The sequence below is a fragment of the Chloroflexota bacterium genome (assembly GCA_026708035.1).
Lineage (GTDB): Bacteria > Chloroflexota > UBA11872 > UBA11872 > UBA11872 > JAJECS01.
Genome location: JAPOVQ010000035.1, coordinates 238,471 through 250,938 on the forward strand (window position 1 = coordinate 238,471; position 12,468 = coordinate 250,938).

Consider the following 12,468-nt stretch of genomic DNA (forward strand, 5'->3'; position numbering starts at 1 on the left):
TCACCCGGCATCTGCCGCGGCCCATGCTGGCACATCCAGCCACCGGGGGGACAGATTGCGACCGCCGGATTCCCGAAAGACCGGTCGTGGGGCGCTAGGATCCCGTCGTTTCGAGACGCACTCGCGGGTCGATATATGTATAGAGCACGTCGACGAGCAGGTTGGCCACGGCGTAGATGACCGCGGACAGCAGCACCAGGCCCTGCACCACCGGATAGTCGCGGTCGATGATGGCGTCGATCAGCCGCAGTCCCAGTCCCTGGCGGTGGAACACGGCCTCGATGATCACCGCGCCGGCCAGCAGGCCGCCGAACTCGAGGCCGATGACGGTGACCACGGGAATCAGCGCGTTGCGCAGGGCGTGCCCCATCACGACCACGCGCTCGCGCAGCCCTTTCGACCGCGCCGTGCGCACGTAGTCGCGCGAGAGCACATCCAGCATCGATGAGCGGGTGAGTCGCGCCAGGATGGCGGATGCCGCGGTGCCCAGGGTGAGCGCCGGCAGGATCAGCTCCTTGCCGTAGCCGTTGGATACCGCCGGCAGCATGCCCACGCCGTCGTCCGTCTGCCATTTGATGGCGAATACCAGGATCAGGAGCAAGCCAACGAAGAAGGGCGGGAACGAGATGCCCAGGATGGCGAACATTTGCGCGCCATAGTCGACGAACGTGTGGCGTTTGATGGCCGAGATCACGCCCGCTCCGACGCCGATGGTGATCGCCACGGCCATGCTCGCCATCGTCAGCGCAAACGTCGCCGGCCAGTGACTCGCAATCATGTCCACGACGGGGCGTCGGTAGGCGATCGACGTCCCCAGGTCGCCACGCACCACGTCCCAGACGTAGAGCACGAATTGGTGCGGCGGCGACTTATCCAGGTTGTAGCTTTCCCGCAGCTTCTCGAGCGCCTTGCGGCTGACTTCGCCGCCCTCGCGGCTGGTCGCGCCTGAGCCGCCGATCTCGCCCGACTGGAAGAATATCTCGATCGGGTCGCCCGGAATCAGCCGCATGAGCACAAACACCACGATCAGCACGCCGAACAGGACGGGGATCATGTAAAGGACGCGGCGGATGATGTACCCAACCATGGCTACGTCATTCTAGGGGAGGATTCGGACGGCAGGCGCCCGACCGCCACAAGACGGTCGGGCGCCTGCTGCATTCCGAGAGTCGCTACTCCTGGGTGCTGTAGAACTGCCCGTAGCTGGGCAGGTAGTCAATACCCAAGTGCAGCACGCCGCCGATGCGGTCCGGGTTGGACAGCCACGGCAGGTAGTCGTGCACCAACGGGATGGCAACCGCGTTCTCCATCAGGTAGAGCTCGGCTTCCTCCCAGATGGCCCGCTGCTCGTCCGGATCGAAGCTGGCCCGCGCGGCGTCCAGCAGACCGTCGATCTTCGCGCCTTCCGTCGCGGTGGCCGGAACGCCGTCCCACTCGAAGAACGAGTAGGCGCGGCCCGGTCGACCGTAGAAGGAAGTGTGGAAGCGGTCGTACAGCACGTCGCCGTTCGGACCCGCCACGCCGATCCACGTGGTGTGGAAGGCGCCGTCCTGGGCCTGCTCGCGGTGCGTGGCCTCATCCATCTTCGGGATGTTCACCTGGATGCCCAGGCTCCGCTCGACGTCCAGCTTGAACAGCTCGACCACGGGGTCGCCGCGGTCGGGGTAGCTGATCTCGAGCTTGCGGCCGTCCGGCGCGTATCGGAAGCCGTCGTCGCCCATGGCGTAGCCGGCCTCGTCAAGCAGCGCGCTGCCCTTGGCCGGGTCATACGTGTAGAGCTGGCCGGCCTCGGCGCTGCGGCCGACGGTGCCCGGCACCAGCAGGTTGCTGATGTTGGTCGGAGCCGTGCCGCCGTTCGCGCGCACCGTCACGGTTCGCCGGTCGACGCCGAACAGCAGCGCCTTGCGCACCGCCAGGTCGTCCAGCGGCCAGAGCTGCGTGTGCAGGGGCATGTACTGCCCCATGCCCGGCGCCGCAAAGCCGATGACGTGGTACTTCGGGTTCTCGGACACCCGCTTGTAGTCGGCGAATGACCAGTTCAACAGGATGTCGACTTCGCCCGCCTCGAAGGCCTGGGCGTTGTCGGTCATGTTGAAGCCGAAGATCTGCGACCGCATGCGGTCGGGATACGCCGGACCCTGGTTCGGCAGGTACGACGGGCCCCAGGCCCAGTTGTCGAACCGCTCGCCGACGATCTTCACGTCGTCTTCCCACTCGAGGAACTTGTAGGGACCGGTGCCGACCGCGTGGCGGTCGAGATCCTCGCCCATCTCCGTGATGGCCTTTGGCGAGGCGAACACCACGTGCTGGTGAGCGATGAACTTCAGGAAGAACGCCTGCGGCTGGTCCGTGTGGAACCGAAGCGTGAAGTCGTTGACTTTCTCGATGCCCGTAATGCCGGCGATGTCGCGAACGACGTGGCCGCGCGGCAGCTCTTCGTCGAGGAATCGGTCGAAGTTGAAGATCGCGGCGTCCGCGTCAAACGGCGTGTCGTCGTGGAAGGACACGTCGTTCCGCAGCGGCACCGTCCAGCTCAGCTTGTCATCCGAAACCTCGGGCAGGTCGGAAGCCAGCGTCGGCAGGATCGCGTTGCCCGGGCCGTAGTTGTACAGCAGTTCGTAGAACATGTTCGCCGGCTCGGCGGTGCGTCCGCCCCACGTCGCCGGGTCGAAGTTCGTCGGGTTGCCGAAGGTCATGTAGCTGACCTCGCCGCCAACCTTGGGGTCCCACGGCTTCAGACCGATGTTGACCGCCGAGTCGAGGTTGTGGATGTCGATGCCCGGCGCGCGCTCGGCGGCCTGCTCGACGATCTTCTCGACCACCCGCTCGACGACCTTCTGGACTTCAACCTCACGGATCACGTCGCGGGTGACGACCTTCTCGACCTCGACCTCTTTGACCGTCTCGACCGGGACTTCCTTGATCACCTCTTTGGTGACGACCGTCTCGACCGGGACTTCCTTGATCACCTCTTTGGTGACCACCGTCTCGACCGGGACTTCCTTCACCACTTCCTTGACTTCGGTGACCGTGACCGTGACCGTCTTCTCGACGACCTCGGCCTCGCCGCACGCGGCCAGAGCGGCTACTCCAACACCGCCCGCCAGCGCCGCCGCCCCACCGCGGAGCAGCTTGCGACGACTCAATGACTTACTCGGACCCATAGACATTCCCCTCCCATTTGGGGTGATCGTGCAGGCACGCGGCGCGCATACTACACGACTCTTGTGAAACAGGCACACGTATTTCCTGTTACCGGTACGAACTACACGCGCTCAGTGCGACCACGCCCCAGCTTGCGGATCGAGCGCCTCGCGCAGCCCATCTCCCAGCAGATTGATCGACAGCACCGTGATGGCGATGGCCAACCCGTTGAAGGTGGAGATCCACCACGACGACCGCAGCAAATGCCGGCTCGATGACAGCTCCAAGCCCCACTCGGGCGACGGGCGCTCGGCGCCCAGGCCCAGGAAGCTCAAGCCCGCGGCGGCCAGGATGGCCCCGCCCAGACCCAGCGTGGCCATGATCAGAATTGGGCTAACGATGTTTGGCAGAATGTGACGCAGCATGATGCGGGCGTCGGACATGCCCACGGCGCGCGCCGCCCGCACGTACACCAGCTCCCGCGCGGCGAGCGTCGTCGAACGCACCACGCGCGCATAGAACGGGATACCGGCCACTCCCAGCGCAATCATGGCGTTGTTGAGGCCAGACCCAAGAGCGGCAACCACCGTCATCGCCAGCAGCAATCCCGGGAACGCCAGCATCACGTCAATGAACCGGCTGATGACCATGTCCACCCAGCGCCCGAAATAGCCCGCCGACAACCCAATCAGCGTCCCGGCGATAGCCGAAATCGTCACCGCGGAGAACCCGACGCGAAGCGAAATCCGCGAGCCACGCACGATGCGGCTGAACACGTCGCGCCCGATGTCGTCGGTGCCTAGCGGGTGGCCCTCCGAACCCGGAGGCAGCTCGGCCGCCATGATGTCGAAGTGGTTCTCCGGTTCGGTCGCAATGACATCGGCAAAGATCGCCGCCAGCGAAATGATGATCAGAATGCCCAGCCCCCCGAGGGCGGCCTTGTTCCGGCGCAGCCGCCGCCACGCCATCGTCCACTCGCTGCGCGGTTTCGGCGCGGCGGCGGCCTCGAGCCCGGTCTCGCCCTCAGCCAGCGTATTGGTGGCCAACATCTCTCCTTCGCGTGAAATCCCGACCAAATCGCAGCAGTCGCTGCGGCCGCCTTGAGCGGTCGCCCGCCAACGCTACCACTCCGGCCATGCCAGCCCGACGCACGATGCGGACCGTGCGTGCGTCGGGCCGCGCAGTGCGCAAACCGGCGCAGCGTCCCAAATCGCGTGTCACCCGCGCAAGCGCACCGCCGGCCAAATTGACACGACGGCGCGCCACGGCTTACGTTCCGCCTTGAGGTGACGGCTCGTCTCCGGCGAGTCGATCGGATGCATCTCGCTTATCGGTGCATCCGTGGCGTTGCCCGGCCCGAGCCACCTGGAACCATTGACGGTCTCCGAGGCGGAGCCCACCTCGCGCAGACAGGCGGGGGAGCGGGTGTGTCGACGGACGCCCTAAGAGAGCCGACCAGCGCGACAGCGCAAGACCCACTCGAACTGCGTCCGCCGCGCAGCGAGTTGCAGATGTCCTATCGCCGCTTTTGGCGCCACAAAGCGGCCGTCGTCGGCCTCACGATCCTCATCATCATCAGCATCGGCGCGATATTCGCGGATGTCATCGCCATCGAGCCCGAAGCGACGTTCTATAGCTTCGATGAGCTCCAGACCAAGAAATGGCTGCCTCCGCTGACCGACGGCCACCTGCTGGGCACCGACGACATCGGGCGTGACGTGTTCAGCCGCGTCGTCCGCGGCTCACGCGTGTCGCTGCGTGTTGGGTTCTTCGCAGTGGGCATCGCCAGCATCGCCGGCACGCTATTCGGTCTCGCCGCTGGCTACTTCGGCGGCTGGATCGACCAGATGGTCAGCCGAGCCATCGACGTGATGCTGGCCTTCCCGGACTTGCTGCTGGCGATTGCGATTCTGGCGGCGCTCGGCCCTAGTCTCGTGAACGCCATGGTGGCCCTCGGGCTGGCGGGGATTCCCAGCGCGATCATGGCGTTGTTCAGCCCGGGACCCAGTCCCGCCACGATGGTGATGGCCAGCAGCAGGCTGGGAAACGCCAGCATGATGTCCAGCACGCGGCTGATCAGCATGTCCGGCCAGCGGCCGAAGTAGCCGGCGACCAATCCCAGAATGGACCCGAAAAACGCCCCAATGGCAACCGCCGTAAACCCGATGCGCAAGGAGATGCGCGCCCCTCGCACCACGCGGCTGAACACGTCGCGTCCGATATCGTCCGTGCCGAAGAGGTGGCCGTCCGTGCCCGGCGGCAACAGCGCTCCCGGAACGTTGTAGTAGTCCAGTCCTTCAGTAGCAATCACGTCGGCGAAAATCGCCCCGGTCGCCATCACGATGAGCACCGCGCCGCCAACCAGAGCGCCCTTGTTCCGGTAGAGACGCCGCCAGGCCAGCGACCATTCGCTGCGCGGCTTGGCCTGCACGGCGCCCTGGAGCGCCGAATCGCCCGCCACCCGTGACTCCAAGCTCAACGACCGCCCCCGGTCCCGGTACAGATGCGCATCGCAGCGCGGACATCCAGGTCGACCGACAGCAGAGCCGGCCCGATCCAGAACGAGCAATCAACCGGGCGGCCGCCGCTGTCGATTGAACCTAAACTGCCCGACCAAGAAGCGTCAATCCCGCGACGAGTCCGGTAGTGGGTCACCTCGAGCCCGGCGCCCCCGCGAAGGGAGCCCCTGCGCAACCCCTCCGTCATACCCGCGGAGCCCGTCCCCGCGCAGGCGGGGAGCGGGAATCCACCCTTCATTGAACCCGGGAGCGGATTGGGTTCGCCCGGTCATCCTCAAGCATGGCCAGGTTTCGCAAGGGTCTCTCAATGGGGAGGGATATGAGGGAGCAAGTGATGCACGGCATCGCCGGATGCCTGCGAATGGAAGCGGAGTGCCGCCGGCCAGACACCCACGCCCGTCATGCGCGATACTGTCGCACCAGCCGCGCAGGGACGCCACCGGAGTTGCCGTGAAAGTCGACCACCAGCGCCCGAGCCACTCGTGAAGCTCTGCATTTCCATCGCGTGCTACCGCTGGGCGTTCCAGCCGTCGATTCGGCGCGATGGCCCCGACTACCGCGCGGGCGGCGGGCCGCTAGCCTACTTGCAGTCATTCTCAGACCCACCGCCGGAAGACAACCGCTTCTTCTGGATGTGCGACAAGACGGCCGAGCTGGGACTCCAGGGCCTCTACGCACACCCAGGCGAATACGTCGACGACCGGGCCGGGGCCGAAGCCATGCGCCGCAAGGTCGACGACCGCGGATTGATCTGGAACGGCGGGCTCACGGTCAACATGGCCGCCACCGACGAGGAGTGGGAGAGCTTCGAGTACGACAACGCCGTGCGCCAGCTCGAGCTCAACCATTGGGCCGGCCTCAACATCGCCACCATGACTCACCGGCTGCCCAACGTGCACAACCACTTCTCGACCGACCCGCCCATCGACGAGCAGATGGCGCGCGCCGCCAAGCATCTCCCCGCGCTCACGCCCGTGGCCGAGGAGCTTGGCGTGATCATGGCCTGGGAAAACCACATGGACTACCGCGTCTCCGAGGTGGCCGGGGTCGTCAACGAGATCGACTCACCCTGGCTGCGGATCACCCTCGACACCTCCAACCCGTTTCCGAGTCTCGAGGATCCGCTGGAGGGCGCGCGCATCGCCGCCCGCAACGTCGTGGCGGTGCACTTCAAGGACTTTCGCGCCCAACCGCTGCGCGAAACCTGGGAGCCGCACTTCCACTACTCGCCCGTGGGCCACGGCGACTCGCCCATCGGCGAGATTCTCGCGCTGCTCCAGGCCGAGGCGCCCGATCCGGACAACCTGCTGGCCAACATCGAAATCTCGCCGCCGCCGCAGCACGACCCGGAAGCCTGGGTGCTCGAGAGCAAGCGCTGGCTGCTCGAAGAGCAGGGCCAGTACTTCGAGCCCCATCTGACCGTCCAATGAAGCTCGGACTCTCGCACGAGACCTACCGCTGGGTCGCGTTTCCGTGGATGCGGTCCGACGACCCGGAGTTTGTCGGCGAGATGCAAGCGCCCATCTACCTGCGCGGCATCGCCCCTCCGCCGGCGGGGGAGTTGCCGATTGATTGGATGGTCGACCGCGTGGTGGCGCATGGACTCTCGTCGCTGGCCATGGAATGCGGTTGGTTCCAGGACACGGACCGCGCCCACGCGTTTCGCGACCGGATGACCGAGCGCAACCTCACCTATCTCGCGTCCGCATCCGTCGACCTGGCCGCGGCGCCCGACGAGTGGGGAAGCGGGACGTTCGACCCGGCCAGGGGAAGTCGCCGCATGCCGACCTTCGATATGTCTCAGGCGACCGCCATGCGCACCGGCTGGACCGGCGGCGCGCCCTTCGACATCGCGCTGCGCGCCATGGAGCTGGCGCGGGCCGCGGGCGCGCGCGTCCTCAGCCTGGTGCACGGGCAGCCCGGCCGCCCGAACCACTACACCAAGGACCCAAACATCGACGAGCAGATCGACCGGATGATCCGCAACCTCGGCACGCTGCTGCCCATTGCCGACGAAATGGGCTTGACGCTCGCCACCGAGAACCACATGGACTACCGCTGCTCGGAGTTCGCCTTGGTCCATGAGGGCCTGGGCTCGACGACCCTGCGCCACGTGTTCGACTTCGCCGACTCCATGGCCGTGAACGAAGACCCGCTCGACGGCGTCCGCCACGTGGCCCGCCACACCGTCGGCACGCACCTGCGCGACATGCGGGCGCAGCCCATCACCCGGGTGGCCACCGGCGCGTTCTATCACGCACCCATCGGCCTCGGCAGCGTGCCGATTCAGACGATGCTCGCCATCTTGCAGGCCGAGGCGCCCAATCCCGAGGACCTGCATCACTACGTCGAGGTCGTCCCGCGGCCCGACTACGACACCGAGCACTGGCTCACCGCCAGCCTGGACTGGCTGCGCACCGAGTGCGCGGCCTACTGGAGCTAGCCGCTCCGAGCTCCTGACCCGGCGGCCGCCATCCGCTGAGCCAGTTCCGGAGTACGCTGCCTTCACAAGCGCTGCTCGCGCCGAGGGTGACCATGGACTACGACGCAATCATCGTCGGTTGTGGCCACAACGGCCTCGTGGCCGCGTTCTACCTGGCGCGGGCCGGAGTGCGGGTGCTGGCGTTGGAGCAGGGCCCCAAGGTCGGCGGCGCGGCCACCACCGACGAGCTTTCGCCCGGATACCACTTCTCAACCTGCGCCCACAGCTTCGTGCTGTTCCATCCGCAAATCCTGGACGACATGCGGCTCGTGGAGCTCGGCTTGCGCGTGTTTCGCCGCGACCCGCCGCAGTTCCACCCATTTGCCGACGGGGAGTATCTGCTCGCCTGGAACGACCTGGAGCGGACGAGGGAATCGATCGCCCGGATCTCACGTCACGATGCCGAAGCCTATAATGATTATGTCAAGTTTTGGCAGCGCGCGGCAGAGCTCTTCGATCCCTACCTCCTCACGCCCCCGCCCTCGCTGGGCGAGTTTCTCCGCGCCGCCGAGAACGGTCCCCATGGGTCCGTCGCGCATACCCTCGTCACCGGCACCCGACGTCAGCTCCTCGACGACTATTTCGAGTCGCCGCGCGTCAAGGCATCGTTCGGCACCACCTTCGACGTCGGGACTACCGACAACGCGGGCGGATTGCTTTACTTCGCCTTCGCCGCCGCTCTTTCGTCGCGGCTGGGCCAACGCGGGCTAGTGGGATTCCCCCGCGGTGGCATGGGCGCGGTCACGCAACTGCTGCGCCAAGCTGCTGAACTCGCGGGCGCGGAAGTGCGCACCTCGGCGCCCGTCGACAGCGTGCATGTGGCCGACGGACGCGCCCGCGGCGTCGTTCTCGTCGACGGAACCGTCGTGACCGCCCGAGCCGTGCTCTCCAACGCCGACCCGCAACGCACGCTCGCCCACCTGGTCCCGCCGGAGCACCTGCCGGAGCCATTCCTCCGCTCGGTGCGCCGTCTGCGCATGAACGCGGGCTACCTGAAGCTCCACTGCGCCACCACGGGCTTGCCGGACTGGCGCGCCCTACCCGGCGACGGTCCGCAGCATGGCGCCAACGTGCGCATCTGCGAATCGCTCGACCACATCGACCGGGCCTGGAACCAGGCGCGCGCCGGTCACATGCCCACCGAACCCGTCCTCGGGCTAGTCTGCCCCTCGGTCTACGACCGCTCGGCCGCGCCTCCCGGCCGCCACACGATTTCAATCTGGGTCGAGTACGCACCCGTGGGACTCCCGCCAGCCGCCTGGAAGGCCCAGCGGGCTCAAATCGCCGACGCGCTGATCGACCAGGTCGCGCGCTACGCCCCTAACTTCCCTGATCTGGTGCTGGACACGTACCTCCACGGACCGCCCGAAATCGAGGCCCGCGCCGGCATCACGCACGGCAACATGCATCACGTCGACATGACCATCGATCAGATGCTGGGGGCGCGCCCGCTGCCCGGCTGCGCCGCCTACCGGACGCCGCTCGGCGGGCTCTATCTGTGTGGGTCGGGGTGTCATCCCGGAGGCGGGGTCAGCGGCGTGCCCGGCCACAACGCCGCCGGGACCGTGATCCGAGACTTGAACGGGGTTCCGGCGGCACTCCCACCACGCGCTACCATCGGCGCCGCGCGGCCCGCGTAGTCAGACCCTTATGAGAGGCAGAGGCCTGTGATGTCCAAGGCCACGACGTCGTCCGAGCAACTCCTGGGAAGAGCCAAGCGTGTGCTGACCGCCGGAGCGTTGGGGCGGTTCAGCATTCCGGACGAGGTCAGCGTGGTATTCGAGTCCGGCTCCGGCAGCCGTTTGCGCACCGTCGACGGCGATGAGTACATCGACTATCTCCTCGGCTCCGGCCCCGTCCTTCTCGGCCATGCGCATCCGGACGTGGAAGCGGCCGTGCAAGCCCAGCTGAGCCGCGGCACGACCTATTTTTTCCTCAACGTGCCGGCGATCGAGCTGGCCGAGCGTCTGATCGACGCCGTCCCCTGCGCCGACCAACTGCGCTACACCAGCACCGGTACCGAGTCCACCCACCTGGCGCTGCGCGGCGCGCGGGCCTACACCGGCCGATCCAAGATCCTCAAGTTCGAAGGCGCCTGGCACGGCATGCACGACTACGCGCTGTGGGGCACGGTGCCGACCGATGCCAGCGACTATCCGCACTCCGAACCCGACTCGGCGGGGATTCCGAGCGTCCTGGGCGACGAGGTGCTCGTGGCCCCGTTCAACGAGCTCGAGATCACGCGGCAGCTCATTGAATCGCACGCCGACGACCTCGCCGCTGTGATCGTGGAGCCGCTGCAGCGCGTGCTCAAGCCCGAGCCCGGCTTCCTCGAAGGCCTCCGCGAGCTCACCGCCCGCCTCAGCATCGTGCTCATCTTCGACGAGATTGTCACCGGGTTTCGCATCGCCTGGGGCGGGGCCCAGGAGCGCTACGGCGTGATGCCCGACATGGCCACCTATGGCAAGGCCATGGCCGGGGCGTTCCCGCTGGCGGCAATCATGGGCCGTGCCGACGTCATGGACGTATACGCGCGCCAATCACGCTCGACGCGCGACGTGGCTTGGGCCAGCGGCACGTTCAGCGGAAACCCAGTCGCCGCCGCCGCCGGTGTCGCCGCCCTCGATGTCCTTTCAGCCGACGGCGTCTACGACCGCCTCCAAGCCACCGGGTCGCGACTGCGACGGGGCATTGAAGACTTGGGCCGCAAGCACGGCGTCCCCACGCAAGCGTTGGGGGAAGACCCCGTCTTCGGCGTCCGGTTCATGGAAAACGCCCACCCGAAGACCTGGATGGACCTGCAAGATCACGACGGCGACTTCGGCCATCGCTGGAGCGTCGAGTGCATCCGAGGCGGCCTGCTGCTCAATCCCAACGAAAAGTGGTACGTCTCGATCGCCCACGACGACGCCGACCTCGACCGCACGTTCGAGATTCTCGATGGGGCGTTCCGGCGGGCGCTCGGCTAGCAGAGGCGCCGAGTCGGCGGCATATATACGCCGCAAATGCCGTAAAGAATCTCACCCAAGCTTGCCTCGAATTGGCTTGGAGCCGTACCATGCTTCCGGTCTGCCGGGGGCGACAAACACGGAACCCCTAAATGCGTGTTCGAGCACGCGACATGCGTATGCGGTGGGCATTGAGGTCCGCCGTTACGGCTCAGGAGCGGCTGATGCGTTGGAAGCTGGGGTTGATCCTCATGATGGTGGCGGTCTTCGTCGTCGCCGTCGCGGCATGCGGCGAGGACGCCGAGGAAATGGTGGAAGAGGAGCCGATGGTCAGTCGCCTCGCCACCGTACAGGAGCGCGGACACGTCATCTGCGCCAGCCGTAACGACGTTCCCGGCTACGGCTCGCTTGACGCCAACGGCCGCAACGTCGGGTTTGACATCGACCTTTGTCGCGCGGTTGCAGCCGCGGTGCTCGGTGACTCCGAAGCGATCGAAATCGTGCTGATCACGGCTGCTGAGCGTGGCCCGACGATCCAGTCCGGCGACGTGGACCTGCTGGTCCGCACCGTGACCTGGACGACCTCCCGCGACGCCGGGTGGGGGAACTACATCCACACCACGTTCTACGACGGTCAGGGATTCATGGTCTCCAAGGACCTTGGAGTCAGCTCCGCCTATGAGTTGGCCGGCGCCTCGGTCTGCGTCACCAGTGGTACGACCACTGAGCTGAACATGGCCGACTTCTTCCGGCAGAACAACCTCGAGTACAACCCGATCGTGTTCGAGGACACCGACGTCGTGCTGGACGCCTACCAGGAAGGCCAGTGCGATGTCTTCACCAACGACCGCTCGCAGCTGGCTGCGCTCCGCAGCGCGCTGCCGAACCCGGGCGACCACGTGATCCTTCCGGAGACCATCTCCGAGGAGCCGCTTGGCCCGGTCGTCCCCCACGGTGACGAGCAGTGGTTCGACCTGGTGAAGACGGTGATCGCCGGGATCATCTACGCCGAGGCCTACGGCGTGAACAGCGGCAACGTCGCGGCGATGGCCGCCGGCGACAACGTCAAGGTGAAGCGCCTGCTGGGCACCGAAGGCAGCTTCGGCCAGGAAACCCTCGGCCTGAGGGAAACCTTCATGCAGGACGTGATCAACAGCGTGGGCAACTACGGCGAGATCTACAACCGCAACCTCGGTCCGGAGGGCATTGACCTCCCGCGCGAGGGCGGTCGGAACGCGCTGTGGGCCAACGCTCCGTGCACCGATTGCCCGAAGGGCGGTCAGATCTACGCGCCGCCGCTGCGCTAGTTCGATCCCGCGACCAACGGGAAAGCAATCCGGGGGGATGCGCAAGCATCCCCCCGGTTGCTATCCGG

Annotated in this window: 9 protein-coding genes; 6 read left to right on the forward strand and 3 right to left on the reverse strand. The window is 66.6% G+C overall.

The features are described from left to right. Nucleotides 1–94: 94 nt before the first annotated feature. The 3 genes from OXG33_14840 to OXG33_14850 form a co-directional block, all read right to left on the reverse strand. On the reverse strand, nt 95–1,087 hold the full coding sequence (locus tag OXG33_14840; protein ID MCY4115192.1) for an ABC transporter permease: 993 nt from the start codon (nt 1,085–1,087) through the stop codon (nt 95–97). An 85-nt stretch (nt 1,088–1,172) separates the two neighbouring features. After that, the gene (locus OXG33_14845; GenBank protein ID MCY4115193.1) at nt 1,173–3,146 is read right to left on the reverse strand and encodes an ABC transporter substrate-binding protein; all 1,974 of its coding nucleotides are present in this window, start codon (nt 3,144–3,146) and stop codon (nt 1,173–1,175) included. A gap of 129 nt (nt 3,147–3,275) precedes the next feature. Next, entirely contained in the window at nt 3,276–4,193 is a 918-nt protein-coding gene (locus tag OXG33_14850; GenBank protein ID MCY4115194.1) for an ABC transporter permease, read from the reverse strand. Between the two features lie 462 nt (nt 4,194–4,655). Here OXG33_14850 and OXG33_14855 point away from each other — a divergent pair, with 462 nt between their 5' ends. From OXG33_14855 to OXG33_14880, 6 genes are all read left to right on the forward strand, one after another. Further along, complete coding sequence (locus OXG33_14855; protein MCY4115195.1) at nt 4,656–5,249, forward strand: hypothetical protein; 594 nt, start codon at nt 4,656–4,658, stop codon at nt 5,247–5,249. A gap of 896 nt (nt 5,250–6,145) precedes the next feature. After that, the gene (locus tag OXG33_14860; protein ID MCY4115196.1) at nt 6,146–7,093 is read left to right on the forward strand and encodes a sugar phosphate isomerase/epimerase; all 948 of its coding nucleotides are present in this window, start codon (nt 6,146–6,148) and stop codon (nt 7,091–7,093) included. After that, a complete protein-coding gene (locus OXG33_14865) occupies nt 7,090–8,106 on the forward strand; it encodes a TIM barrel protein (GenBank protein ID MCY4115197.1) in 1,017 nt (338 codons plus the stop codon). Before OXG33_14860 ends, OXG33_14865 begins: the two co-directional genes overlap by 4 nt. A 92-nt stretch (nt 8,107–8,198) precedes the next feature. Beyond that, entirely contained in the window at nt 8,199–9,785 is a 1,587-nt protein-coding gene (locus OXG33_14870) for an NAD(P)/FAD-dependent oxidoreductase (GenBank protein MCY4115198.1), read from the forward strand. A gap of 30 nt (nt 9,786–9,815) precedes the next feature. Next, on the forward strand, nt 9,816–11,114 hold the full coding sequence (locus OXG33_14875; protein ID MCY4115199.1) for an aminotransferase class III-fold pyridoxal phosphate-dependent enzyme: 1,299 nt from the start codon (nt 9,816–9,818) through the stop codon (nt 11,112–11,114). Between the two features lie 203 nt (nt 11,115–11,317). Beyond that, nucleotides 11,318–12,400 (forward strand): amino acid ABC transporter substrate-binding protein, encoded by a 1,083-nt coding sequence (locus OXG33_14880; protein ID MCY4115200.1) that lies wholly within the window; start codon nt 11,318–11,320, stop codon nt 12,398–12,400. Nucleotides 12,401–12,468: the final 68 nt, after the last annotated feature.